A 25,209-nucleotide genomic window follows, 5' to 3' on the forward strand; every position below is an offset into this window, starting at 1 on the left:
CACCCCGGGCTTGTTTCCGGACGACGTCCGACTGATAAACGCGCTCCCCGATCGTCGCGGACTGCTCCGGCGGCGTTTCCCTGAAGCCCCCTACCCGCTCCTAGTCTATGGCTGCTGAACCCACTACCCCCGACGTGGTTGAATACGAACGTGAACCCGTGCCCGCGCACGCTCAGAAAGGCCCTCGCTCCTTCTGGGGCATGTATGCGGGTGAGCACACCGCCGGCACCGAGTTTATGATCGGTCCGCTTTTCATCGCCTGGGGCGTCGGCGCCAAAGACCTCTTGCTTGGCTTGCTCGTCGGCAATCTCGTCGCGGTGCTCTTCTGGCGTTTCCTCACCGCGGAGATCGCGACCGGGCTGCGCGAAACCCTTTATTTCAAACTCGAGAAGATCTGCGGCCGGAGCCTCGTCTCGATCTACAACGTCGCCAACGGTATCCTCTTTTGTTTCCTCGCCGGCGCGATGGTGACCGTCTCCGCCACGGCGGTAGGCGTGCCTTTCCCCGGATTGGAAATGCCGAGCTTCGGTGATCTGTTGCCCTCCAGTTTCGCCTTCGCCGCCGTGTGTATCGTGGTTGGCGCGGTCATGACGGCGGTCGCCATTCGCGGCTACGGTGTCGTGGCCCGGGTCGGCGCCCTCGCCGCGCCGTGGATGTTTTTGATCTTCGTCGCCTGCGGCGTGGTGACGCTCAAACGCCTCGGCTCGGCCGATATCATGGCGCTGATGGAACCCGCTCCGGGCACCGATCGTGCGATCGGCTTCTGGGGCGTCGCGTTCTTCTCCGCCTTCTGCAACGCGGCCATGCACATCGGCATGTCTGACCTCTCGGTCCTGCGTTATGCGCGCAAGCCCTCCTCCGGTTGGGCGGCCGCTGCCGGCATGTATCTCGGCCACTATGTCGCTTGGGTCTGTGCCGCGCTGCTGCTGGTGTATTGGACGCGGGCTCGCGGGGCCGATCCGGCCTCCGGCGTGCCGGCGGGCATCATGGTTTATGACGCGGTCGGCTGGGCGGGCACGATCTGCGTGATCATTGCCGGTTGGACCACCGCCAACCCTACCATCTATCGTGCGGGTCTCGCGTTTCAGGGCGCCTTGCCCCGCGTGAGTCGGGCCCACGCGACTTTGTTGGCCGGAGCGGTCTGCACCGTGGCTGGCGTCTTCCCGGCCTTTGCGATGCAACTCATCGATTTTGTCGGTATCTACGGCACCATCCTGGCGCCCGTCGGTGCGGTGATCGTGGTCGACTACTTCCTCGCCAAACGCTGGGGCGTGCAGACGGATCCGGCGGTCGCGCGCGGCACACGGTTTAACACCGATGTATTGATTGCGTGGTTACTGCCGGTCGGCATCGGCCTGTGGCTTCACTTCGGCCAAGGCGTGCAAGCGCACTTCCTGCCGCTCCCGTGCTGGATCGCCTGCGGCCTGATCTACGCCTTCCTCACCAAACGTCATGCGTCGTCCGCGACGAACGTTCCGACCGCTGCCACCAACCTCTGATCCGACCGCCATGAAAGCCCTTGTGAATCTCGTTTCGATCCTCGCCCTCGTGGCCACCGCGGCGGCGCCGGTGTTGTATTTCAACGACAGCCTGAGTGAGGCCAGCATGCGCACCACCCTGGTCATCGCCATGGTCGCGTGGTTTGTCAGTGCCTGGTGGCGCGACCGTCAGAGTGCCGGTAGTTAAGGCGATCCCATTTCTGGGATTTTGACATCCCATGTTTGGGGCCGCGTTAGCCGGAAACCGGTTCCCCACCTAGCATTAGTCACTGCCTGACATCGTGTTAAGGCCACGCGCAACCCGTGGCACGTGCCTTGCAGGACGCGAGAGCAACCTATGCGTCTTGCTTTCCGCTCCCTGCTAAAATCCCCGGGCTTCACGGCTGTGGCGGTGCTCACCATCGCGATCGGCATCGGGGCCAACACCGTGTTGTTCAGCATCTTCAACACGGTGGTGCTGAGTCCGCTCGATTTCCCGCAGTCCGAACGTCTGGTGCGGGCCTGGATCGATGACCCGACGGGCACGTTCTCGGCTCCGGCATCCTCCTGGCCAAAGTATGAACGCTACCGCGATGAAGCGACCTCCTTCGATGGGATCGCCGCCTCCTCCTCACACAACGCCACCCTCACGGACCAAGGCGACGCCGAGCAACTCAACGGCCTCGCCGTCACCTCCAACTTCCTCACGGTGCATCGGCTGCCGGTGGCGCGCGGACGCGATTTTGTGGCGGCCGACGACGTGGTGGGTGGACCCAATCACATCATCATTTCCCACGAACTGTGGCAGAACCGCCTGAGCGGTCGCAGCGATGTCATCGGCACGATCCTCAACCTCAATGATGTGCCCAACGAGGTCATCGGCGTGCTGCCCCCCGCGCTGCCTTTCCCTTACAATCAGGTGCAGTATCTGGTGCCCCGCCCCGACGAACAGGCGGGCATTCCATTGCAACAAGTCCACCAAGGCGGAGCCATATACTTGCAGCTCACCGGTCGCCTGCGCGACGGAGTGAGCCTCGAGATGGCCGACGCCGAGCTGCATGCGCTTTCCGCGGGCTACAACGCCGATTTCCCGGAGCGCATGGACGCCAACAGCGATCACCTGCTGCGCTCCTTTGCCGACGAGCTGGTGGGCAACGTGCGCCCCACCTTCTACATGCTCCTGTCGGCCTGCGCGCTTGTGCTGTTGATCGCGTGCGCCAACATCGCCTCGCTCTTTCTTGGACGTCTCTCGGCCCGCCACAAAGAGATCGCGGTGCGCCTCTCCCTCGGCGCGTCACGACGGGAGATCATCCGTCAGTTTCTCACCGAGAGTTTGTTGTTTTCGCTCATCGCCGGCGCGCTCGGCGTGTTGCTCAGCCTCTGGACCATCTCCGCGGTGGGCAACCTGGCCGCCAACCAGCTCCCCCGCGCACACGAGATTGGCTTCGATGGCACGGCCCTGCTCTTCTCCTTGGGCGCCGCCCTCTGCACCGCCTTGCTCGTCGGCGTCGTGCCGGCGTGGCAAGCGTCCCGCGCCGACCTCACCGAAGCGTTGAAAGACACCGCCCGCTCCGGCGGTGGCGGCAACGCGGGGCGACGATTCCGCGCCACTCTCATCGTCGCGGAGGTCGCCCTGTCGGTCACGCTGCTGGTGGGTGCGGGACTATTGATGACAAGCTTCTGGAAGCTGCTCACCACGGATTCCGGTTTCAACGCCACGGGCGTCGCGTCGGCCGTGGTCACCCTGCCGCAGCAACGCTACGACACGCGCGAAAAACGCATCGCCTTCTACGACGCGTGGGCGGCCGAGTTGAAGCGCCAGCCCAGCGTCACCCACGCCTCTCCCATCATCGGGTTGCCGTTGTCGGGCTTCACCCCGATCTCGCCCTACATCATCGGCGGCGAGCCGGTGCTGCCGCCGGCACAACGTCCCTTGGTCGGATTTCGACTGGCCGGCGCGGACTACAAAGCACTGCTTGGCCTCACCCTACTCGAAGGCCGCTGGTTCAACGAAAACGACCGCGCGGACACGCCTCCGGTCATCGTCGTGAACGAGTCCTTTGCCCGGCGCCTCGCCCCCGGCGGCAGCGCCCTCGGCAAGACGGTGCTCACCGGCATGAACGCCGACGTCGTCAACGAGGTGGTCGGCGTGATCGCCGACGTGAAGAGCACCGGTCTGAATCAGGATGCACCGGAGGAGTTTTACTTCGCCACCAGTCAGCGCGCCAACAACACCATGGCCTTTGCCGCGCGCACCACCGGCGATCCGCAAGCCCTGCAATCGGCCATGCGCAGCGCGCTGCACGCCGTTGATCCCACCGTGGCGCTCTCATTCTTCCAAACCATGGAACAGCTCACGCTCAACTCGCTGGGCGTGCAGCGCGTGGCCGCGTGGCTTATCGGCTGTTTCTCCGGCATTGCCTTTCTGCTCGCGATCGTAGGGCTGTATTCAGTTCTCGCCTACAACGTGACCCAGCGCGCGAGCGAGATCGGTATCCGCATGGCGTTGGGCGCGCTGCCCGGTCAGGTCGTCACCATGATATTGCGCCAAGGCCTCTCTCTCGTCGCGACTGGCGTGGTGCTCGGGCTGATCGTCGCCGGCGTCGCCACCCAGTTGCTCGCCAGTCTGCTCTACGACATGGGCACCGTGCATCCCACCATCTACGCCGCGGTCGCCGCGAGCTTCGGCCTCGTGGCCGCCTTCGCCTGCCTGCTCCCTGCCCGCCGCGCCTCCAAGGTTGACCCCATGATCGCGCTGCGTGCGGAATGATCCACGCCCTTGCCCCTTTCTTCGATGATGCACGACCTCCGACTCGCCTTTCGCGCGCTCTTCAAATCCCCCGCCTTCACCTTTGTTGCGATCTCCACGCTCGCACTCTGCATCGGGGCCAACAGCGCGATCTTCAGCGTGGTCAACGCGGTCCTGCTGCGCCCGCTGCCTTATGCCGATTCCGACCGACTGGTGCAGGTCTACAACAGCTACCCCAAGAGCGATCTCGAATATGCCGGGGTCTCGATTCCCGACTACCTCGATCGCCGGGATCGGGCGCCGTCCATCGAAGATGCCGCCATCTACACCTGGGAGAGTTTTAACCTCGCCGGCGCGGAGCAACCCACCCGCACCCTCGGACTACGCGCCTCGCCGTCGCTCTTCAGCACGCTCGGTGTATCCGCGCAGCGGGGACGTCTCTTCACGGACGACGATGCCCAAATCGGTCGTGAGCAGGTAGCCGTGCTCAGTCATGGTTTGTGGCAGGATCAATTTGGCGGCGACCCGCAGGTCATCGGCCAGACCATCCGGTTGAACGGATTGGCCTTTGAGGTCATCGGCATCATGCCCGAACACTTCTCCTTTCCGCAACCGCACGTGAAACTCTGGGTGCCCTTTGCGTTCACGCCGGAGCAGATGAGCATGAACGAGCGCGGCAACGAATATTCGGAAATGATCGCGCGCCTCAAACCCGGCACCACCGCGGCCATGCTCACAGCGGAATGCGCGGCCATCATTGATCAAAACCTGCAGCAGGCAGAAGCGTTCCGCCCCTACGTCGAGGCGACGGGCTTTACCGGCATCGCGCGGCCCCTGCTCGATCAGAAAGTCGGCAACGTGCAATCGATGTTGTGGCTGCTTCAGGCCGGTGTGGTCGCGGCGTTGCTCATCGGCTGCGCCAACGTGGCCAATCTGCTCCTGGCGCGTGCCCTCGCCCGCCAACGGGAGCTGGCGATCCGCAGCGCGCTCGGCGCCAGCCGCTGGAGCATCGTGCGGCAACTGCTCACCGAAAGTGTGGTCCTCTTCGCTCTGGGCGGACTGCTGGGGTTACTCGTCGCCACCTGGGCACTCACCGGTATGAACGCGCTGGGGGTCGACGACCTGCCCCGTAGCGAAGCCATCGCGCTCGATATGCCGGTGTTCCTCTTCACCTTCGCCTGCGCGCTCGGCAGCGGACTGCTCTTCGGCCTCGTCCCGGCGCTGCAGGCCTCCCGCGCCAAAGCCAGCGAAGCCCTCAAAACGGCCGGCTCCCGCACCACCGCCGGCAAGCGCCAACGCTTCGTGCGCAATACCCTCGTGGTCGTCGAGTTTGCCCTCGCGCTCATGTTACTCTCCACGACCGTGCTGCTCATGCGCAGCCTGCATCACCTGCAGGCGCAGCCCGCCGGTTTTGATCCGGCCTATGTGCTCAGTGGTCGCTTCACCCTCCCTGAAGCGGCCTACGCGGAGGATGCGCAGCGCGTGGCTTTTGCCGACAACCTGCTTCGCGAGTTCGAAGCCGTGCCGGGGGTGACGGCGGCCGCCTTCACCAGCAACATCCCCTTCGGCTACAGCAACTCCCAAGGCACCTACCACATCGATGGGCGTGAGCTCCCCGAGGGCAGCCCGCCGCCGCATGGACAGTTGCGCAGCATCTCCCCCGACTATTTTGCCACCATGGGGGTGCCGCTGCTGCGTGGTCGACTCTTCACGAACGCCGACGGGCCCGACGCCGAAGCTGTCGTCATCATCGATCGTGTCTTGGCCGATCGCTACTGGCCCGGCGAAGATCCGATCGGCAAACGCATCTATCGCGGTGCCGTCAACCCCGACAACTTGCGCACCATCGTCGGTGTCGTGGCGGCCGTGAAGCATTCCGGCCTCGATGATGAGACCCGCAAGGAAACGATCTACTACCCGCTGGCGCAGCGCCCGGTCACCGGCCTGAACTTTGTCGTGCGCACCTCGGTGCCGCCGTCGACCTTGATCGCGCCGCTGCGCGAGGCCGTGCTCCGGGTCGATTCCGATCTGCCGATTTACGACGTGCAGACACTGGCCGATCGCGTGACCGGCTCACTCAGCACGCAGCGCACGCCCATGCTGCTTCTCGGCATCTTCAGCGGCATGGCGCTGCTACTGTCCGCGCTCGGCGTCTACGGCGTGCTGGCCTTCAACGTCAGTCAGCGCACGCAGGAAATCGGCATCCGCATGGCCCTGGGCGCGCTTTCCCGCGATGTGCTCAACCTCATCCTGCGCCAAGGCCTGCAACTCATCGCCGTCGGCCTTGCGTTGGGTTTGGCCGGATACTTCGCGGTGAGCCGCCTGCTTCGCAGCGTGGTCTATGAACTGTCGCCGCTCGATCCGCTTTCGCTCGTCTCCGGTGGCCTCACCCTCGCCCTCATCGCCCTGGCCGCCTGTTGGATCCCGGCGCGCCGCGCCGCCAAGGTCGACCCCATGGTCGCTCTGCGGGACGAATAACCCCACCCGCCACCGTCATGCTCACACCCCGCCCACTCCGGCTTCTCGCCCTCTTCGTCCCCGGCCTGTTTTTCACGTTCGCCAACGCCGCACCCGCCGACGACCTCGACGCCGTGGCCGATCGCTACCTTGCGGCCTATACCGGACAGCACCTCGACGAACTCGCGACTTACTACACGCCTGAGTCCGTTTTTGATGACCCCACCTCCGAGGGCTATTGGCGGCAACGCTTCCGCGTCACCGGCGGCGAGCAGATCGTCGGCGCGATGCGCAGTGGTTGGACGCTGCTGCACGGGTTTAATTTCGAAGTCGAAAAACGTATCACCTATCATGACCGAGTGGTGTTGATCGGCACGTCCCACCTCACCCTCGATGGCGCCATGTTCGGCGCCAAACCGGGCGTTGATTACACGGTCGCGCTGCAGGCGGTGACGATCCTGCGAATCGTCGACGGCAAAATTCTCGAGCACCTCGACCACTACGACTACGCCCCGCTCGGCGTCATTGCCCGCGAAGCCCGAAACTGAACAAAGCAATCAGCGCGCGGTCTCAAGCGGTCATGCCCCTGTTCCGCTTTCGCATTCTGGGCCTGCTTGTTGCCACACTGCTGCTGCCCTGTCTCGCCGTCGCCCAGAGCGACGTTATGCCTTACGCCGTCGAGCAACTGAAAACCAATGGTTCGCAGAGCTTCGCGAAGTTATTACCTCCCGATGATATCGAGGAAAGCCGCCGACTGGCTGCGGCCTTGGACAAACTTCGATTTCATGCCGGCAACCTGATGGATTGGGAAGTCATCGACTCCCGCCCATTGTCCACCCGCCTCACGCGACAGATCATGGTGCTGCACTACGAAGCGTTTCCCATCTTCCTGCGGATCGATGTTTACGACTCGGCCCATGATACGCTCTACCTGTCGCCCAAGTTGTCTCGGGAAATTGAGGACCTGCTGCCATTCGGCAGCGAGAACTTACCCGTTCGGCAGCTAAGCAACCGGTAACATTGCCACCAAGTCGGGAGCGCGCACCATCGCGAGCTCCATCATGCCGCTCACCCTCGATCTTTCCTCCCGCATCGCAGTAATCACCGGCGCCACTGGCCAACTCGGCCGTGTCATGGCGCTGACCTTGGCCAAGGCCGGCGCCGACGTCGCGTTGCACTATCACGGCAATGCGACCAAAGCGGCCGAGTTGCAGGCCGAGATCGAGGCCCTCGGCCGCCGTGCCTGCACCGTCCAGGCCGATGTGGCTGATTTGCCCGCGATGCTGAAAATGCGTGACCAAATTGAAGCAGCACTAGGCACGCCGGATATCGTGGTGGCTTGTGCGGTCGCCCAAGTGTGGCCGTGGTCGACGGTTTTGGAGGAAGATCTAGCCGACTACGAATCCCAGTTTCGCTCCTGTGTGCTGCATAATGTAAATCTCGCGAAAGCCTTCCTCCCGGCCATGCAGGCCCACGGCACTGGCGGCCGTTACATTGGCATCAACACCGAATGTGCCATGCAGGTCGCCGAGACTCAGTCGGCCTACACCAGTGGCAAACGGGGCATGGATGCGGTGTTGCGCGTGCTCGCCAAGGAAGTGGGTCCCGATCAGATCACGGTCAACCAAGTGGCCCCGGGATGGACGATCTCGGAACAGGATCGGATCAATGGCACGGAGGCCAACGAAGCTTATGCGGCCACCGTGCCGTTGCGTCGCCGCGGCACGGACCAAGAGGTCGCCAACGTGGTGGCGTTCCTCGCCAGTGACCTGGCCAGCTACATCACCGGCGCCTTCATTCCCGTCTGCGGCGGCCACGTCATGCCGACGATCTAGGAGCGCTTGCGTTTTTCGCTATCGCCGCATCCGCACGGCACACCACTGCTTGAAACGATTCCAGGTGGCCAGATGATCCGGGACCTCGGGGATGGCATCGCAATACGCCTCGCAGGCTTGACGATCATGCCAAGCGTCCGCCCCCGAGAACAACTGCGCGGGCTCTCGGGACGCCACCGCCTCTTGTAGGCAGGGTGGATCGGAGTCCATCGGTCGCGCATAGATGATGTTGTAGTTCACCCAACGCCTGAATTGGCGCTGGACCGGAAAACGCGCCCGCCGAAGGCGTTGGCTTAGCAGGCGCTCTGGATTGCGGCGGGCACGCAGATATTCCTTCACTAACCGTTCTCTCGACCCGAAATCCCACACTGCGGCAAAATCCTCCATCGGGCCCAGCCAGAGATGGTCGCAAATCCAATTCCGCGGCAGCACGGGGTTGTCGGCGACCAAGTTCACTGCGAAGGGCCATGCGGGCAAATCCCAGTCGTGGATCAGACAATCGGTGCGGATGCGCAGCACATGCGTGATGGGCGGTGACTGCTCCCGCGCTCGCTGGATGAGGTGCATGATCGCCAAAAACATGCCCATCGTATTGTGCGGCGGGCTGCCCGAATTGGAGCCGCCTTGAATCTCCGGGAAATCATCCCGTCCATGACCCGGTTCTTCGACCAAATAGCAGATCTCGCTTCGCGAGCGCAGCGTCTCCACCTCGAACGAATAATTACCACGAGCCTTCGCGCCGTGTTCCTCCCGCCAGAGATGCACCAGCACCTCATAGTCGACCGGCAGCTTTTCGCGCAGGCGGTCCAGCACCAACGGCGCGTAGCGCCGCGGTCCACTCATCAATACGGCCAGCCTTGGTGTCACGCTGCCCCTCCCCACGGATGCCGTAACGCCCGGCCCAGTGCGCGATTGAACGTGCGCTGACTCGGCACGGCCAGGGGCAGTAGTGCCGACATGAATACGCGCGCGGTGCAGGTGGCGGCGGCTGCGCCCATCACCCCGTAGCGGGGAATGGCCCAAGCATTCAGCGCGATATTGGTCAGAGCCCCCACTGCCGTCGTCCAGACTCCCAGTTTGGTGTCCTCGACCAGCGAGATATACTGACCACGCACCAGACCCACGAAAACGAATACTTGGGCAAAGAGTAGCAACGCCATCGGCCGCCCCGCCTCAGCGTAGTCCGCACCAAACAAAACACCGATCAACCACGGCCCAGCGAAAAACATAACCAAAGCCAACCCCGCCAAGCCCCACATTCCCGGACCTAGCAAGCGACTGGCGTGGTGAATAAAGGCGGTTTCACCCCGCCGAAAGACCTGCACCAAATCACTGCTCATCATGCGCACTGCAATGACCATGACCATGGGGACCAGATCCACCAGTTGCACCGCCACCGCGTAAACCCCCACCGCGCGCTCATCCGCCATCTTGCCGAGCATTACCATGTCCATGCGGGTCAGAATCAGCACGGAGATGCCCGTAACCGTAAGATTGACACCATCCCGTCGGATCGCTCGGCCGACCGCCGGCAGATTCGCGTCCGACGGGGAGGATCGGTTCTGCGAACGTTGATTGGCCCACAGCTGTCCCTTGGCCCCCCACCAATTGACCGCTCCCTTGACCAGGGTTTCAGCCGTAGGCACTGCCAGCAGCCACCCCACGGGCCCGCCGATGAGCACCACGCCGAGACGCGTAAGCAAATTGACCGCGGAACCCAGCAGGCCGCCCGCGACCAAGTTGCGGTTGTTCTTGGCGAAATACATCCACTCTTCCGCCGTGGCCAACCACGACAAAAGGAACATCCCAGCGAACAGCCAAACCTGCGCCATTGGCAGTGGATCGTCCGGCGACATGAGGCGGTAAACCCACGGAAAAGTAACGAAACAAACTGCTCCCCAGAACCAACGCCAATACATCGCAAGGCGGACCGCGTGAGCCTGCTGATCGGTGCCAAAATACCGCAGCATGACGTTGCCCAATCCAAAGGTGCTGATCGGCGCAAAGAACGCTCCCAACGCGAACACAAAACTCAAACGGCCAAACTCCTCTGCCCCGAACCAGCGGGCCACCACGACAAAGCCGATGAATGCCAAGCCTCGCGAAGAAACCCGCTCGAGCAGCACCGCGAGAATCTTGGCTCGATTGGACGACTCGGGGGCCGGCATCGTGGTCAGTAAGCGAAGAACTCGTTCTGCTGCGAATTAGGCAGCGGTAACTGCCCCTCGCCGATAAGGGTGCTGGCGTAGTCGATGAACGCGTCAGTGACATCAAAGGCTCCTTCGGCCACCCACTCCGGCTTCAAACGGCGATGCATGTTCGTCGGCAATTCCGCGAAAGGCAGACTGGTGAACCCAATCCCATTCAGCGCGGCCGGCATGCGACACACCGACGCGAAGAATGATCGCTCGCCGTCCGACAGGCTCTTGGCGGTGTGTAGACCGACGCCGTAGGCACTCTCCAAATCGATGGTTGAAACAAAACGGCTGTCGCTGCGCTGGTCAAAGCCAGGCAGAAAGACGCGGGCCCGCAACCCGGCTTCGAAACACGCCGCCATTAACAACTGGGCATTGGTCGTATCCGTCGATCCATACATGATCTGACCTGAGGCATCGTAACGCTTGGCAAAATCGGCCACATCGTAGCCTTCGGACATCACCACGATCGCGCGGCCGTGTTCCGCCACCATCGCCTGCAATCGCGCGACGACCTGCGACTTCGTCTGCAGATCCTCCGGCAACAGCAGCATCAGCGGCATACGGCGTTCAGGATCCCCCAGTCGGGCGCAGGCCGCAAGAAACCCGGTTTGTCGACCAAAAGTCTGGGCGATCAGGATCTGATCATGGCTGCAAGCGCCCAGATTCTCGAGGTTCATGATGTGCGTCTTGTGCCGCCAATAGTTGGCACAGCTCGGGAAACCCGGAGTGAAGTAAGTGTCCACGAAATCGGGATCGCCAAAATCGTTGTCCACCGTCTTGGGCACTGCTGCGATCGCGACCTCTTCTCCCACTAGGTCACCAATCTTGCGCGATTGCTGGATCGTGCCACTGCCGCCGATATTTACGAAATAGCCCACGTCGAATTCGGCAAAGCGTTCTTGCAGCGGCTGCCGCCAGGAATCGTCGACCGGCTCAACCCGCGTCGTGCCAATAAACCCCGACGCCGGAGTGCGGTAGAGGCGCCCTAGGTCCGCCGTAGACAGCCCGGTAAGATCCCGCACCTGCCCGGCCAAGAGGCCCACGATACCGGGATGCCCCGCCAGAATCCGACCACCGGCGGGCAGATGTTTACGAATCCCGGTAATCAGGCCGCAGAGGGTCGCGTTGATGACCGAAGTCGTGCCCCCCGACATCGTGATGAGAACGTTGCGACGCATCAGAAAACGACTGGCTTTTTCTCGGGGTCAAAACGACAGCTGTTGTGCCGCAGGCGGTGGCGGAATCCATCAATGCCAGACAGGTTGCCCAAATCAAATTTGGCCAGTGTGCCGGCTGGATAAACCGGCACGCCATCACGGATGAGGTGGTTGTAGGCCGGTCCCACGTAATACTCCCCTTTGACGGTTTCGCCGGACGCGAAATGGGTCTGCAGCATGTGGTCGAGCAGCGTGACTGAACTAAGGCCGTAAACCCCCGCACTCGCCAGGTTCGAAATATTCTCCTTTTCCACCACGCGCGTGATCCGTCCCGCCTCAATCTGGGCGTAGCTGGCTTTGCTGGTGAACTCCGCATACAAGGGCATAAATCCGCTGTCTCCATCATCTGGAGACATGCCCACCCCGGCCGGAATTTCGAAGTGAACGTATTGGTCCACATTGACGACCGTCACCATGCCGAGAACTCCCCGCAGCGCCTCGACCGCAAAGGCCACCGACTTCGCCGGTCCTTGCGGAACGTCGGGAGCCAGCACCACCTCAAAAGGAGCTTGGATACCGCAGCGCGCGAGACTGCGCCCAATCGTCTCTTCCACTTGAAACTCCCGCTCAAAGTCCTGGGTGGTTACGAAAACAAAACGTGAGGATTCGGTGACGTGCACGCTGAGCGACAGCAGTAACCACTCGAGGATCGATCCTCCGTTTACCGGGATGAACGGTTTAAAAAGTCCGAGGTCGCTCGTGCGAGTGCCGCGGCCTGCCATGGGGATGATCCAATTCATATCGAGTGCGCAAGGGGCGCGAGCGCGGATGGAAACCACTCCAACCGACCTTGGCGAGTCCACATCGACTCCATAACTCCGGGCAACTCGATCTTGCTGCTGATCAAATCAAGCTCGCTCGCTCCAACATGTCACTTTGTGCTCCGCGCGTGACTCCCGTCGCCCCCACGTCATCCCCCTTCCGCATCATCGAGCTCGGCCTCATGATCGCTGGATTGGCAGGACTGGCGACAATCAGTTTGATGGAGCCGGCCACCTCGCTGATGCACGCCTCACCTTGGCGCTCCGTCTACACGATCACCTTACTCACGCCATGGCTCGGTTTGATCGTAAATCTCTTACGAAATCGGCTCTGGCGACCGCCCTCGATCGCGTGGTCGATCGCCTTCGCATTCCTGATCGCAGTCGTGCTCACAAGTGCGGTGCTCAGCCCCTTCACTCGCATCGTATTGTGGTGGTCCGCTCCGGTCCTGTCCGGTGTCGCCTCGGTATTGTGGATTCACTCCCACCTCGTCACGGACTCCAACGGCCGGCTGCGGCAACGATTGGTAGAGGGCCTCGCCGTTGCTGCGGGCATCATGGTGCTGCGAAGCTTTATGCCGTGGGCGCGGGACGCGATTCAGCTCTCAGCTGCCGGCATGGATTTTAGCTCATTGATGAGTCTGCGCAACGCCCACCCACTTGGGCATTCCAACTACACGGCCGGAGCCACGCTGCTCGGCCTACCGTGGCTCGTGCACGCTGTCGTGGTGACGCGCGGCTTTCAGCGAGCCGTCTGGATAACTCTCAGCTTATTTGCACTGGCGGTGCTATTCAGCACCGGCAGTCGGGGCGGAATTCTCGGGTTCGCGGTGCTGCTGGGGGGCGGAGTGCTCGCGCTGCGACTCTCCCGCCGAAACCTGATCCTGGCCACCGGTGCCGCGTTGCTGCTGGGGTTGGTCTTTGCGGCCGGCAATCCGCGCGTGCGGGCCGCTCTGGCAACTGCTGATCCAGCTTCGGCGCCACACGCCAGCTCAGTGCAGCGCTTGGCGATGGCGGAGGCTGGCTGGAAACTGGGTCTGGAGCGCCCCTTGTTTGGATGGGGTCTTCATGCCACGCCCTTGGTTTATCCACGGGTCCGCGCACAACTCGGCGGTGGGGCCGAGAACGTGCTGCAGTTGCACAATACACCGTTGGAATGGTGGGCCGGTTTGGGAGTGGCCGGCATCATCGCGATGGGTCTCCTCGTCGTGCTCGCAGGCCGCGATTGGTGTAATTCACCGACCGCAGCGGTCATGCTCGCAGGGTATGCTGTGTTCGCCCTCACCGACTACCAGTTGGATGTCCCCATCATCGTCGCCTTCATCGCGGTAGCTGGCGCGCTGCTCATGCCCAAACCTGCTACAGTCTCCAGCTCGAAGTCGCGCGGGGCGGCCCTGGGCGGCTGCCTTGTCATCGGGCTGATTGTGCTGCTCGGCGGACGGCGCGATCCTACGCCGGAAATGAATGCCCGTGCCCTGTCGATCGCGACCGAGCCGACGCGCGCAGCGGAAGCAATTGAACTCCTGCAAACCTCTCTGCTGCTAAACCCCGACCAAGAAATCGCCCACTTCAATCTAGGCTGGTTGCTCGTAGTCCACGATCCCGTCGGCGCCGCCGGCCATTTCCGTCAGGCGGCCCAACTCGTGCCGGACAAGGGAGGCGTTTATTTCGGTCTGGCACTCGCCAGCTTGAATCAGGGCAAGCCGCCGCAGACCGCCCATTTCCTCGCGCTCGAGTGCCTCAACAATCCGCGATTCCTCAGCTCGCCTTGGTGGTCGCTGGAGGCTATCGCCGAACGACGGTTCGATACGCTGGCGCGGTTTGAGCAACTTCTGCAGCAGACGGATCAGCGGCTGCCGGCCAACGAACTCTGGCGTCGCAATCAACTTATTGCCCTGGGAGAGGTGGCCCCTTGGTTGGGGCGCGCTGATCTGACTCGCCAATCGGCCTATCGCCGCGAACGCACCGGATACCCGATCCTCATGCGTAATCTGGATGTCCGCCCCCCGCTCGATCTCTACGACGTGCGCGAGAGCCCGCTGCCGGACGACGCCCCTGCCATGGACCTTCCGCCAAAAGGATGGTTGCCTGCGCCCCTGCTCCTGCAACTTCTCAGTGACAGCTCCACACCGTCGCCAAACTGACGGAAGAAGTCATGGCCCAGTCCTCCAACAATCCGCTGCGCGATTCTCTGCTACCGTCCATCCTCCTGGTCGGTGACACGTTGGTGGCGTTTGGCGGTCTCTCACTGGCCTATTGGCTGAGATACCACTCCATGTTGGCTACATTGGGCATAGACGTGCCGTGGGCCTCGTATGGCCAGTATCGGCCTTTGTTGCTTGTGGGCGTGATCTTCCTCGTGGGTGCCTTCGCCCAACGCGGCCTCTACGATGGCCGTGTAGTGCTGCGAAAGCAGTTCGCGCTCAACCTGCTGGCGCGGGCGACCGTGTATTGGGTGGTGGTCTACCTGGCCTTCTCGTTGGTCGTGAAGTTCGACCCGCCGATCTCGCGTCTTTTCGTGGTCTTCGGAGGTGTCACCACCCTGTTGCTGCTGTGGCTCTGGCGAAACGTTTTCTACTACGTCGCAACGCGGCCGCGTTGCCTGCCCCACCTGCAAAGACGAGTGGCGCTCCTGGGATGGAATGAGTCGGCCGCGTCGTTACTGCAGGAGATCCCCCCGGGCGGTTCCCATCCGTATCAGCTTATTGGATGCGTTACTGACGACGATGCTCCGCTACCGTTGCGTCGCCTGGGCCCCGTCCACGACCTCGCCGCAATCCTCAAGGCGGAGAAGATAGACGTGCTGCTGGCGACCCGCTTGGATTTCGGCAGTGACGAACTCGCCCGGATTACAGCGACCTGTGAACAGGCCTACGCGGAATGGAAAGTCATGCCTACGGCCTTCCCCATCTTTCTCAGCGGGCTCCGGCTCCAAACCGTCGGCCGTATCCCCGTTGTCGGCGTTGAAGACCTCGCCATCAACCGTTTGATGAATCGCATGGTGAAGCGGATCGTTGACCTGGCGGGTGCGACCGTCGGCCTGATCGTTTCGGCCCCCGTGATCGCCGTGCTGGCATGGCTAATCAAACGCGAATCGCCGCAGGGAGACATCCTCTTCCGCCAAACACGCATCGGGGCCGACCACCGCCCCTTCACCCTCTACAAGCTCCGGAGCATGCACCCGGATGCTGCTAAGTCAGACTCGACGCACCAGAGCACCCGCCAAGGGGACACTCGCGTATTGCGCGTCGGTGCCTTCATGCGGCGCTGGAACCTCGATGAACTGCCGCAATACTGGAATGTCCTGCGCGGCCAGATGAGCTTGGTCGGGCCCCGCCCGGAGCGTCCCCATCACGTCGAACAACTGGCCGAGCGCATCCCCCATTATCTACCGCGACACTTGGTCAAACCCGGCATGACCGGCTGGGCCCAGGTCAATGGACTGCGTGGCGCCACCGATCTCGCCGAACGCATCCGCTACGATATTTTTTATATCGAGAATTGGTCGTTGTGGTTCGACCTGCAGATCATCGGGTTGACCTTTCTGCGCTGGCGAAGCGGAGCCGTCTAACTAGGCCGGCCGCACTCGGCGGGATCCACGCCGACTGGCACGCCAGAGCGCAAGCCGCTTCCACATCCCGAATAAGCAACGCCATTTCCAACGCGCGACGGGCGTTTTCCCGAAGTGCTTCAGATAAACGTCGCGATTCGCGTCGAAGATCGCGACGGACATTTTGTCGTAATCCTTGGCCACGCTTTGCCCCTTCAAGTGGACCACGTCATAACGGCCGTCGTAGACCAACTGAAAGCCTGCCTGCGCCACTCGCACACAGAGATCGAGGTCGTCGCCATACATAAAAAACGACTCGTCAAAAACCTGCGGCACCATCGGACTCGCCACCTTTGCCAACACCGAGCGGCGACCGAGCATGAATGCTCCATTGATCGCACCGACGGGGTAGGTTTCGCGTTCCGGCAAGTAAGTCAGGTTATAGCCGGCGAAGCGTTTCGACCGCGGGAAACGGCCCGACAACCCCACCCCGCGACAAAACCCATCCCAGGCCGTCGGAATTGAGCGACGGCAGGCAAGGTCCATCTCTCCGTCGGCCTGCACCAGCCGCGGCGTAATCAACCCGATGGCGGGCTCACTTAAAACCCGCGAAACGAGGTGCTGCAGGGCGGGCTGATTGCAGATCGTATCCGGATTGAGGAAGAGCACACATTCACCCCGCGTTGCCTCGAAGCCCAGATTGTTGGCCGCGCCGAAACCCAGATTTTCTCCCGGATCGAGCAGCGTGACCCATGGAAAGGCCTCCCCCACGAATTCGCTCGTGCCATCGGCCGGATAGTTGTCGACCACGACCACCTCCACTGCTCGGTCGTTCAGCACTTGCGGCAGCGACTCCAAACAGGCCCCGATTTCATCCCGCGACTTGTAGGCCACAATGATCACAGAAAGGATAGGCGCAGGGTTTCGCATCGACAGGATCGAACCTGTGGACTGATTCACCCGATGCAATGCCCGCCTCCGCTCCATTGATCAGTATTGTCGTGGTCTGCCGCGACCCGGGACCGGACTTACCTCTCTGCCTGGATAGTGTCTGGAGTCAGGACTGTGAAAGCGGCACCTACGAACTGGTCGTAATCGACGGCGCGTCCCGCGACGGAACGGCAGCGTGGCTTTCGCGCCAGGCAAGTCGCCTCGGGCATCTGCTTAGCGAACCCGACGACGGTGTATACGCCGCCATGAACAAGGGCGTGGCCGCCGCCCGGGGGGCGTGGATTCTGTTTCTCGGTGCCGATGATCGCTTGGCTGACGAGCATGTATTGCAGCACATGGCGACGCACCTGCGCTCGAGTGAAGCGGGTTTGGTCAGCGCGCAGGCGCGATACTCCGACGGGCGTCTTTACGCCAGCTGCCTGCCCTTGCGACCGGTGCAACGAAACCCACTGCACCACCAATGCACCTTTTATCGGCGCAGTATGCTACCCACCCCAACCACCTTCGATCCCAGTCTTCGCATCGCTGCCGATTACGATCTTAACCTCCGTCTTCTGTTGTCGGAGCAGTCGGTCGAGACCGTGCCGACCTTGATCTCGCATTGTCGCTCGGGCGGTTTGAGCGACGCTGGCCATTGGATCACCTATCGCGAAGAAATCACCGTGCGGCGGCGCCATTTCCCCTTCGGCCAACGCCTGCTCTGGGATATCTTCTCCGTTCTCCGCTTTCTGCGTAAAAAGGTGCATCGCCTCCTCCGCCCTGTCTAATCCCGCATCATGGCTCGCTCGTTTCGCACCCGCCTCAAAGCCTTCGCCAATACCCTGCTCGCCCCGGCGGGGCTGTCGTTACAACTCACGCGAGACGTTTTTGATATGCCGGGTCTTTTGGCGCGCGCGGCTGCACGAGGGCTTCGTCCGGGCAGCGTAATCGATATTGGCGCCTCTGACGGATGCTGGTCCCTGTTGGCTCGCCCCTATTTTCCTCGGGCTACCTTTGTGCTTTTCGAGCCGCTCACAGAACGAGCGCCGGAGCTGGCTCAACTGGAGCAACGGTATGGTTTCCGCCACATCGCGGCAGCCGCGGGTGACGAGGTGGGTGAAACCAGATTCGCCGTCGAGGACGACTTGGATGGCAGCGGCGTCGTCCCCGCCAACAGCGACCACGATACCCGCGTGGTGCCCGTCGAAACAGTCGATCACGTGGTCGCCACGCACCAGCTCAAGGGGCCCTTCGTGCTGAAGCTCGACACCCACGGTTTTGAGGTTCCGATCCTCTCCGGGGCGATCGATACCCTCGCGCACGTTGAACTCCTCATCATTGAGGCCTATAATTTTGAACTACAACCCGGGTGCCTACGCTTCCACGAACTATGTGCGTGGCTCGAGCCCCACGGCCTGCGTCCGTGCGATGTGGCCGATCCGATGCGGCGCCCCGGCGATGGCGCGCTTTGGCAAATGGATCTGGCGTTCGCCCCGAAAACCAGCCTGCTGTTTAAATCCAACAGCTTCCGCTAGCCCCTTCGGTTTCGGTCACTCGACCTTGGCGAGCACCTCACCAAAACCGATGAATCCATGGCGGCGAATCCTCTCGAGATACACGCCAAGGTTTCCGACTAGAAAGACGGCCCGAGCCAAGCGATGACTTAAACCCAGTTTCGCTGCCGGCAAACGGTGCTTGTCGTAGAGCTTATGGTGCTCCGCCAACATGACCGGCAAATTCTTGGTGAGCTGCCCTGCCCGGAGCCGAAATGCCGCCACCACCCCAAAGGATGCTCGCCGAAACCGGACGCCGGATACGCAGGCCCGCGCCAGGATTTCAGAGTCACCGCAGAATTTAAGATCCGTATCAAATCCACCAATACGGTCATAGACCGCGCGCGTAAAAACAGTCCCATGTTGATACACCGGCTCCACCCGTTGAGCGTAAAGTCGACGGTTGAGCCTGCTCCAAGGCGAAATGGGAATGGCCCCGGTGCGCTCTCCCCGGGTGTTGATCAGTCGCACTCCACCGTAGAATACCGCGGCTTCACCCGATTGGGCGGCCTTGGCGACCTTGGAGAATCCGGGCAGCAGCACATCGTCGTCATTGATGTAGGTGAAAGCGCCCCACTCGCCGGCCGCCGCCAAACCCGCATTGATCGCGGCATACATCCCTCCACCGGGCTCCGGGTAAACCTCGGTGCCGGGAAAACGTTGGCGGAGCGCAGAGACCTTTTCGGGCGGACATACCAGAACGTGTCGGCATGGCATCGTTTGCGTCGCCACACTGTCGATCGTTTCCTCCAGCCAAGGCGAGTCCCCCAAAGTCGGGGTCACGACCAGAATGGGGAACGCCTGCACGGGCTCCGGTGCGTGCACCAATCGCTGCATCAGGCGCCCCCACCAAGGCAACACATACCGACGTTTGACGCGCTCCCATTGGTCGCGCCAGGATCTGCTGGTATTCAGTCGTTCATTACGGAATGCGGGCATGATCCCAAATCGCCGCAACTCCGCCTGACGCCGGGCCAACCGCTCCAGATACGGAGCATAGAGCCAATGGTGCAGCTCATCCGTCAATTCGGTCCCATAGGCTCTGAGTCCAGGTTCGAACCACCCGGGAGCAACCTCCCGCACCCCTTGAAAGTGGTAAAACAGCAAGGGCTCACCACCGATGTCCAAACCTTGCCGCTCGTTAAGTTGCAGCTTGTATTCGCGCACGTTCCACGGCGCCGCGTTGATTCCGGGCGACTCCAGCACGGTGACACCGGAAAAGAGTTTCCCAAAGGAATTGAGATATCCTTGATCGGCAAAGCGCTCACCGTCGACCGCATCCTCGCACCATTCGATGCAGCGCTCGCGCCACCAAGCCAGACACGCCAAACCGGCTTCATTCCGACGGAAGGAAACCCACGCGACGTTATAGATGCCATATTGCTCCCTGACCTTGAGCCGTGCTGGAAAGCGATGCGGCACGATCCCGATGGAAGCCTCACCTTGTTGCGCCAACACTTCCGAAAACGGCCCGGTAAACCACAAATCGGCATCGAGGTAAGTTACGGCCTCGGCTTCAGTTTCCAGGCGAAAGCAGTGATTCACCCACGCCGGCGTTGTGGTAAAAATGAACTCCACCGGACTTCGCGTTGCCTCGGTCGCCGCATAATCGGGATCAGCCCGCTTCAGTTCCTGCCACGAAATCGCGATGAGGCTGTGCGACCGCTCCGCCTGCACCACCCGCATCGTCGGCTCATCCATGCACAACACATAGAGTTTAAATGGACTCCCATCGGTCGCGAGCGAGTCATGCAGGCAGAGCATGCGGGCCGCGTAACCCTGGTCGCAATACGTGCAGAAAATCGTCATACAGGCTCGGAGTTCAAGACGCGCTTCCTCGCGACCACTACGTGATCGAGAAAGAAGTCTGTGTTTCGCGGAAAAACGCGTCCGATAAGCATTCCCAGCAAGGTGACCGGTGCCATGAAAACAAGGGTGCACAGCTGATTGAGGCGCTGGTGCCGGCTCAGCGTCACTTTGAACAGGTAAGCATTAAAAAGCTGAAACAGCACCCTGAGGTCAGAAAGCGTTCGACGGTGTTCAATGATCTCAAAACCGGCCCTTTCCAAAAGTGCGCGAAGCCCGAATGATGAATAGCGTGCGAAGTCGTGCGGCTGCTCATGCTCATCCCACACGAACGGCACCGTCAGCACCAAATCACCCGACGGTTTCAGCACACGCGCGATTTGCTGTAAAAACTCGTCGGAGTTGAACACGTGCTCCAACACCTGTGAACACAGCACGTGATCGAACTCCGCGTCGGCAAATGGGAATACCCCGCCATCGTAAAACACATCCGCATCGCCGGCTCCCCGTCGTAGCGGCGTATCGTAATCGAGCCCCACGTAGCGATGCGCCCGGATCAACGCTCGATAAGGCTTGGTCCCACAGCCCACATCCAACAAATCGCCACTTAGGCGCGGAAGGATTTCCTTCAAATTCCGATGCAGCGCCCGACGCGCCAGATAAAACGGATTTACCAGCCAGCCCCACGCCCCCGGCTCGTAGTGCTGAGCCGCATACCATTTGGCGAGTCGCGTTCTCAAGCCGGAGTCCTCTGGTTGCGGTTGGCGCGCTGGAATAACATGCCGCGAAACTCAAACCACTCCCCCCCTTCGTCAATGGTCCCCCACTCGTCCCGCAAGACCCATTCGGCGCCCAAAAGCCCGATCACTCTCTCTCGATCCACAAACCAGCAGGGATAGCTCGCTCGATAGATTTCCCGGGGCACCTGTTGCACGGTCAATCGATCGCCTCCTCCGCGCGTGAACCCACAGCGGTCTAGAATAACCCACTCGGTGCCACTTCGAGCAACGCAGGCGAGGGCCTCGTAGGGGTCAGGCAAATACGCCAACACGGCCGACATCAGAACCACGTCGGGCGTGGCCTCAGCGCAGCACGCCGCCAGACTGGAATAGAAATGCAGCGATTCGTTGCTGAATTCCTGCTTCCCGATCTCCGCCAAGGTTTCTTGTTCCACCACGTGCCACGTTACTTCACCGAGCTCTGTCAGCTCGCGCCGGTGCTGCCACCAGACACTGCCCAACGCGCCACCAAAGTCCACCACGCGCAGAGTGCCTCGCCTGGAGGCGGCCGCACGCTGCAGCGCCGCCAGAAGAGGCTGATTCACCGCCGGATGATCGAACAGGACCGTATCGCGTTCCCACGCCGCCGCTCCATCCCGCACCGCCCGCGAGGCAGCCACGACCCGCTGGCGAATTGCATCCGTCGCGTATCCGCTCGATGCCGCTCTCGCCGCCGGATAGTCCGAGTAGTCCCCGTAGAAGCCGGCAACGCCTCGACGACGGCGGATCGTTTCCACCCAAGCAGCGGGCATTCGCGCACGAAGGCGCCGTCGCCATTTCTGCGTCCACGTTTCCCGCGGGCAGGCCTTTTGCCATAGACGCCTGCAATCGGGGTGTTCCGCAACCTCTGGCCACTGCGTCGGGAGTTCGGCATTCGGCGGCAACGAATCGTTGCGCCAAGCCGTCGCCGCCGCCGCATTGGTGGCGGATTCGTCGAACCCGATGTGCTCCACGAATGACCGTGTCGGCCGCAGGCACAGCCCGTTGTGTTGAAGATGATGATACAGCCACCGCGATGCCCACGTGCGTTTCACTGCTTCGTCACGCGCCATGATCGGCAAATCAGCCCCGTAGTCGGAGGAGCCCCAACCCATTTGTCGTGCCGCCTGCATCTTGGCTTCCGCGACTTCGTTTGGCATACCCGCCCAGGCGCGGGCATAGGTCCCCCAGACCCAACACTCCGCCCGACGATCGAAATACGAACCCTCCGCAACATGTTCCGGGGTCACTCGGGGATGGTTCCAGGCGGTGACGCTCATCACGCTCGGATTATCGGCATAGCGTTCCAGAGCGGCACACAGCCACGCATACGTCCCTGGCACACAGATCAAATCATCCTCCCAGACTACGAATGCGTCATACTCCGCCGCCGCCCTGGTCACGCCGTCCAGCACATTGGGACCGAGCCCCATGTTGTTATCCCGCTCGATCAACTTCAGCTCCGTCCAGTCAACCGCACGTAGCAAACGTCGGACAGCTGTGACGTCTTCGGATTCGGAAGAATCCGTGGATTTCGCGCCATCTGCGAAGGCGAGAATCAGCGGAACCTCATTCTCCCGTAGACAACTTAAGACCCGCTCGAGGTGTTTTGGGCGGGCGTAAGCGAACAAGACTACGGGGATGCGTTGGGCCATCAGCGGAGCGCGGAGATAAGGCCATCGTCACTAAGGGCATAGCAAGTCTCGGATTGCCGCTGGACGCGCTATTTCGTTTGTATCCGCGGAGCAGATAAATTGCCCTCCCGCCTATGCCATTTACCTCGCGCGGACCGAACTACGCCGGTCGCCGTGTGCTCATCACCGGCGGACTGGGCTTCATCGGCTCCAACTTGGCCCGCGCGCTCGTGCGGCAGGGCGCCCGGGTCACCATCGTTGATTCACTGATTCCCGAATATGGCGGCAACCGGCGCAACCTCCACGGCATTGCCTCCAAGGTCACCGTCAACATCTCCGATGTGCGCGACCGCCATGCCATGCCGGTGTTCGTCAAAGACCAGGACGTGCTCTTTAACCTTGCGGGGCAGACCAGTCACATGGACTCGATGACCGATCCTGACACCGATCTCGAGATCAATGCCCGCGCCCAGCTCTCCATCCTCGAGGCCTGCCGCCATCACAATCCCGACCTGCGCATCGTTTTTGCCTCCACGCGTCAGTTGTATGGGAAACCTCAATACCTGCCGGTGGATGAAAAACATCCGCTCAATCCGGTGGATGTGAACGGCATCAACAAGCTCGCCGGCGAACACTACCATTTGCTCTACCATCAGGTTTACGGCCTCAAAACTTCGGTGCTGCGCCTGACCAATACAATCGGTCCGCGGATGCGTATCCGCGACGCCCGCCAAACCTTCCTTGGCATTTGGATCCGCCAGGCCCTCAAAGGGGAACCGTTTGAGGTGTGGGGCGGTGACCAGCTGCGGGACTTTAGCTACGTCGATGATGCCGTATCGGCCTTTCTACTCTGCGGTGCCTCCTCCGCCGCCGATGGACGCGTCTTCAACGTTGGTGGTTGCGCCCCGATAGACCTCAAGGATTTGGCCGATCAGCTTGTGGCCTTGGTTCCCGGTTCGAGCTACCGCCAACGTCGCTTTCCCGCCGCGCGCAAAGCCATCGATATCGGCCACTACTACGCCGACGACTCCGCTCTGCGCGAAACACTCGACTGGGCCCCCCGCACCAATCTGAAAACCGCCCTGCAACGCACGGTTTCCTTCTTCCAGCGCGAGCTCGCTCACTACGCATGACAACCGCGAGCTTCATTCCCGTCGCCAATCCTCAAGCCGGCTTGGCGCCGCTCATGCCCGAACTGCAGGCGGCGATCGAGCGAGTCCTGCAAAGTGGCCGCTACGTGCTCGGCGCCGAGGTGACGGCGTTCGAGGCAGAATTTGCGAACTTTATTGGTGCCGAGGCCTGCGTCGGTGTCGCCAACGGCACCGACGCTTTGGAACTGGCTTTACGCTCCGTCGGCGTCGGCCCGGGAGACGAAGTGCTCACGGTCGCCAATACCGTCACCGCTACCGCCAGCGCCATCGCAGCTATCGGCGCGCGCCCTCGTTTCGTCGAGGTGGATAAGTCGACCTTTAACATGTGCCCAGATGCCCTCGCGACCGCGCTCCAAAGCGGTTCGGCCAAGGCCATCGTGCCCGTGCATCTTTATGGTGGTCCGGCCGACTTGACTGCCATCTGTGATTTAGCCGCCCGCTACGGCATCCCCGTCGTGGAAGACTGTGCCCAAGCCGTAGGCGCAACCTGGGCGGACCGCCCCGTGGGAAGTTGGGGCCAGGCCGCCGCGTTCAGCTTCTATCCCACCAAAAATCTCGGTTGTCTCGGCGACGGCGGAGCGATCGTCACCCGCGACCTCACCGTGGCCGAACGCGCGCGCGCGCTGCGGCAATACGGCTGGCAACAGCGCTACGTCGCAACCGATTCCGGCGGCCGCAACAGCCGCTTGGACGAGATTCAAGCCGCGGTTCTGCGCACGCTTTTGCCCCATCTGCCGGCGTTCAACCAACGCCGTCGCGAGATCGCCCAACGCTACCTCGAGCAACTAGCCGAGGTCTCGCACTTGGTAACGCTACCGTCGGAGCTTCCCAAGGCACATCACGTTTATCACCAGTTCGTCGTGCGCGCCTCTGAGCGAGATGCGCTGCAAACGCGCCTAGCCGCAGCCGGCGTCGGGACCGCCGTGCTCTACCCCGAACCGATCCACCGCCAGCCCGCCTTCGCTCAACCTGATTTGTCGCTGCCCGTCACCGAACGCTGCTGTGCGGAACTCCTCTGCCTGCCAATCTATCCGGGGCTCGAAGAAGCCCACGTAGATCGAGTCAGCCGCGAGCTTATCAGCGCGCTGCAGGCCTGAGCTGCCTCATCAACAGCCCTCATCCATGATGCAAA

The 25,209-nt window shown here is 61.9% G+C and carries 21 protein-coding genes; 13 read left to right on the top strand and 8 right to left on the bottom strand.

The features are described from left to right. The first annotated feature begins 107 nt into the window (after window positions 1-107). From K1X11_RS03140 to K1X11_RS03170, 7 genes are all read left to right on the top strand, one after another. A complete protein-coding gene (locus K1X11_RS03140; RefSeq protein WP_221032497.1) occupies window positions 108-1,499 on the top strand; it encodes a purine-cytosine permease family protein in 1,392 nt (463 codons plus the stop codon). Window positions 1,500-1,509: 10 nt separating this feature from the next. Beyond that, window positions 1,510-1,686 (top strand): hypothetical protein, encoded by a 177-nt coding sequence (locus tag K1X11_RS03145; RefSeq protein WP_221032498.1) that lies wholly within the window; start codon window positions 1,510-1,512, stop codon window positions 1,684-1,686. A 150-nt stretch (window positions 1,687-1,836) separates the two neighbouring features. After that, window positions 1,837-4,248 (top strand): ABC transporter permease, encoded by a 2,412-nt coding sequence (locus K1X11_RS03150; protein WP_221032499.1) that lies wholly within the window; start codon window positions 1,837-1,839, stop codon window positions 4,246-4,248. Between the two features lie 24 nt (window positions 4,249-4,272). Beyond that, window positions 4,273-6,705 carry an ABC transporter permease gene (locus tag K1X11_RS03155; protein ID WP_221032500.1) on the top strand — a complete coding sequence of 811 codons (2,433 nt, stop codon included), beginning with the start codon at window positions 4,273-4,275 and terminating at the stop codon, window positions 6,703-6,705. Between the two features lie 17 nt (window positions 6,706-6,722). Continuing rightward, window positions 6,723-7,232 carry a nuclear transport factor 2 family protein gene (locus K1X11_RS03160; protein WP_221032501.1) on the top strand — a complete coding sequence of 170 codons (510 nt, stop codon included), beginning with the start codon at window positions 6,723-6,725 and terminating at the stop codon, window positions 7,230-7,232. A 32-nt stretch (window positions 7,233-7,264) separates the two neighbouring features. Beyond that, the gene (locus tag K1X11_RS03165; RefSeq protein WP_221032502.1) at window positions 7,265-7,702 is read left to right on the top strand and encodes a hypothetical protein; all 438 of its coding nucleotides are present in this window, start codon (window positions 7,265-7,267) and stop codon (window positions 7,700-7,702) included. Window positions 7,703-7,745: 43 nt separating this feature from the next. Continuing rightward, window positions 7,746-8,519: an SDR family NAD(P)-dependent oxidoreductase gene (locus K1X11_RS03170; RefSeq protein WP_221032503.1), complete on the top strand. Its 774-nt coding sequence runs from the start codon at window positions 7,746-7,748 to the stop codon at window positions 8,517-8,519. Window positions 8,520-8,537: 18 nt separating this feature from the next. Here the strand turns inward: K1X11_RS03170 and K1X11_RS03175 are convergent, their stop codons facing one another. Genes K1X11_RS03175 through K1X11_RS03190 form a run of 4 tightly spaced genes read right to left on the bottom strand, consistent with a single transcriptional unit; the run spans window position 8,538 to window position 12,674 of the window. Beyond that, window positions 8,538-9,335 (bottom strand): hypothetical protein, encoded by a 798-nt coding sequence (locus tag K1X11_RS03175; protein ID WP_324726075.1) that lies wholly within the window; start codon window positions 9,333-9,335, stop codon window positions 8,538-8,540. 47 nt (window positions 9,336-9,382) lie between these two features. Then, complete coding sequence (locus K1X11_RS03180) at window positions 9,383-10,687, bottom strand: oligosaccharide flippase family protein (protein ID WP_221032505.1); 1,305 nt, start codon at window positions 10,685-10,687, stop codon at window positions 9,383-9,385. 5 nt (window positions 10,688-10,692) lie between these two features. Continuing rightward, on the bottom strand, window positions 10,693-11,895 hold the full coding sequence (locus K1X11_RS03185; RefSeq protein WP_221032506.1) for a 6-phosphofructokinase: 1,203 nt from the start codon (window positions 11,893-11,895) through the stop codon (window positions 10,693-10,695). Next, window positions 11,895-12,674 (bottom strand): glycosyltransferase family protein, encoded by a 780-nt coding sequence (locus K1X11_RS03190; RefSeq protein WP_221032507.1) that lies wholly within the window; start codon window positions 12,672-12,674, stop codon window positions 11,895-11,897. The genes K1X11_RS03185 and K1X11_RS03190 overlap by 1 nt, the downstream gene beginning before the upstream one ends. A 149-nt stretch (window positions 12,675-12,823) precedes the next feature. Between K1X11_RS03190 and K1X11_RS03195 the strand changes: the two genes are divergently transcribed. Next, entirely contained in the window at window positions 12,824-14,839 is a 2,016-nt protein-coding gene (locus K1X11_RS03195; protein ID WP_221032508.1) for an O-antigen ligase family protein, read from the top strand. 11 nt (window positions 14,840-14,850) lie between these two features. Then, the gene (locus tag K1X11_RS03200; protein WP_221032509.1) at window positions 14,851-16,266 is read left to right on the top strand and encodes a sugar transferase; all 1,416 of its coding nucleotides are present in this window, start codon (window positions 14,851-14,853) and stop codon (window positions 16,264-16,266) included. On the opposite strand, the gene K1X11_RS03205 is transcribed toward K1X11_RS03200, so the two are convergent. Then, entirely contained in the window at window positions 16,267-17,148 is an 882-nt protein-coding gene (locus tag K1X11_RS03205; protein ID WP_221032510.1) for a glycosyltransferase family 2 protein, read from the bottom strand. 65 nt (window positions 17,149-17,213) lie between these two features. Between K1X11_RS03205 and K1X11_RS03210 the strand changes: the two genes are divergently transcribed. Together K1X11_RS03210 and K1X11_RS03215 are read left to right on the top strand one after the other, a co-directional pair. Then, window positions 17,214-17,963, top strand: coding sequence for a glycosyltransferase family 2 protein (locus K1X11_RS03210; RefSeq protein ID WP_221032511.1), 750 nt, complete (start codon window positions 17,214-17,216; stop codon window positions 17,961-17,963). A gap of 9 nt (window positions 17,964-17,972) precedes the next feature. Next, on the top strand, window positions 17,973-18,710 hold the full coding sequence (locus K1X11_RS03215) for an FkbM family methyltransferase (RefSeq protein ID WP_221032512.1): 738 nt from the start codon (window positions 17,973-17,975) through the stop codon (window positions 18,708-18,710). A 15-nt stretch (window positions 18,711-18,725) separates the two neighbouring features. Here K1X11_RS03215 and K1X11_RS03220 read toward each other — a convergent pair whose 3' ends face one another. The 3 genes from K1X11_RS03220 to K1X11_RS03230 are packed head-to-tail and all read right to left on the bottom strand — an operon-like array spanning window position 18,726 to window position 22,947. Beyond that, window positions 18,726-20,537, bottom strand: coding sequence for a glycosyltransferase (locus K1X11_RS03220; RefSeq protein ID WP_221032513.1), 1,812 nt, complete (start codon window positions 20,535-20,537; stop codon window positions 18,726-18,728). Further along, window positions 20,534-21,274: a class I SAM-dependent methyltransferase gene (locus K1X11_RS03225; protein ID WP_221032514.1), complete on the bottom strand. Its 741-nt coding sequence runs from the start codon at window positions 21,272-21,274 to the stop codon at window positions 20,534-20,536. Before K1X11_RS03225 ends, K1X11_RS03220 begins: the two co-directional genes overlap by 4 nt. Continuing rightward, window positions 21,271-22,947, bottom strand: coding sequence for a methyltransferase, TIGR04325 family (locus K1X11_RS03230; protein ID WP_221032515.1), 1,677 nt, complete (start codon window positions 22,945-22,947; stop codon window positions 21,271-21,273). The genes K1X11_RS03225 and K1X11_RS03230 overlap by 4 nt, the downstream gene beginning before the upstream one ends. A gap of 113 nt (window positions 22,948-23,060) precedes the next feature. Between K1X11_RS03230 and K1X11_RS03235 the strand changes: the two genes are divergently transcribed. Continuing rightward, window positions 23,061-24,059, top strand: a complete 999-nt coding sequence (locus K1X11_RS03235) for an NAD-dependent epimerase/dehydratase family protein (protein ID WP_221032516.1) — start codon at window positions 23,061-23,063, stop codon at window positions 24,057-24,059. Beyond that, on the top strand, window positions 24,056-25,174 hold the full coding sequence (locus K1X11_RS03240) for a DegT/DnrJ/EryC1/StrS family aminotransferase (protein ID WP_221032517.1): 1,119 nt from the start codon (window positions 24,056-24,058) through the stop codon (window positions 25,172-25,174). The genes K1X11_RS03235 and K1X11_RS03240 overlap by 4 nt, the downstream gene beginning before the upstream one ends. Window positions 25,175-25,209 lie beyond the last annotated feature (35 nt).

It is taken from the genome of Actomonas aquatica, assembly GCF_019679435.2.
Lineage (GTDB): Bacteria > Verrucomicrobiota > Verrucomicrobiia > Opitutales > Opitutaceae > Actomonas > Actomonas aquatica.

Coding starts and splice junctions, on each gene's coding strand:
- K1X11_RS03140 (WP_221032497.1), top strand. CDS start 108: ATGGCTGCTGAACCCACTACCCCCGACGTGGTTGAATACGAACGTGAA.
- K1X11_RS03145 (WP_221032498.1), top strand. CDS start 1,510: ATGAAAGCCCTTGTGAATCTCGTTTCGATCCTCGCCCTCGTGGCCACC.
- K1X11_RS03150 (WP_221032499.1), top strand. CDS start 1,837: ATGCGTCTTGCTTTCCGCTCCCTGCTAAAATCCCCGGGCTTCACGGCT.
- K1X11_RS03155 (WP_221032500.1), top strand. CDS start 4,273: ATGATGCACGACCTCCGACTCGCCTTTCGCGCGCTCTTCAAATCCCCC.
- K1X11_RS03160 (WP_221032501.1), top strand. CDS start 6,723: ATGCTCACACCCCGCCCACTCCGGCTTCTCGCCCTCTTCGTCCCCGGC.
- K1X11_RS03165 (WP_221032502.1), top strand. CDS start 7,265: ATGCCCCTGTTCCGCTTTCGCATTCTGGGCCTGCTTGTTGCCACACTG.
- K1X11_RS03170 (WP_221032503.1), top strand. CDS start 7,746: ATGCCGCTCACCCTCGATCTTTCCTCCCGCATCGCAGTAATCACCGGC.
- K1X11_RS03180 (WP_221032505.1), bottom strand. CDS start 10,687: ATGCCGGCCCCCGAGTCGTCCAATCGAGCCAAGATTCTCGCGGTGCTG.
- K1X11_RS03185 (WP_221032506.1), bottom strand. CDS start 11,895: ATGCGTCGCAACGTTCTCATCACGATGTCGGGGGGCACGACTTCGGTC.
- K1X11_RS03190 (WP_221032507.1), bottom strand. CDS start 12,674: ATGAATTGGATCATCCCCATGGCAGGCCGCGGCACTCGCACGAGCGAC.
- K1X11_RS03200 (WP_221032509.1), top strand. CDS start 14,851: ATGGCCCAGTCCTCCAACAATCCGCTGCGCGATTCTCTGCTACCGTCC.
- K1X11_RS03210 (WP_221032511.1), top strand. CDS start 17,214: ATGCCCGCCTCCGCTCCATTGATCAGTATTGTCGTGGTCTGCCGCGAC.
- K1X11_RS03215 (WP_221032512.1), top strand. CDS start 17,973: ATGGCTCGCTCGTTTCGCACCCGCCTCAAAGCCTTCGCCAATACCCTG.
- K1X11_RS03220 (WP_221032513.1), bottom strand. CDS start 20,537: ATGACGATTTTCTGCACGTATTGCGACCAGGGTTACGCGGCCCGCATG.
- K1X11_RS03230 (WP_221032515.1), bottom strand. CDS start 22,947: ATGGCCCAACGCATCCCCGTAGTCTTGTTCGCTTACGCCCGCCCAAAA.
- K1X11_RS03235 (WP_221032516.1), top strand. CDS start 23,061: ATGCCATTTACCTCGCGCGGACCGAACTACGCCGGTCGCCGTGTGCTC.
- K1X11_RS03240 (WP_221032517.1), top strand. CDS start 24,056: ATGACAACCGCGAGCTTCATTCCCGTCGCCAATCCTCAAGCCGGCTTG.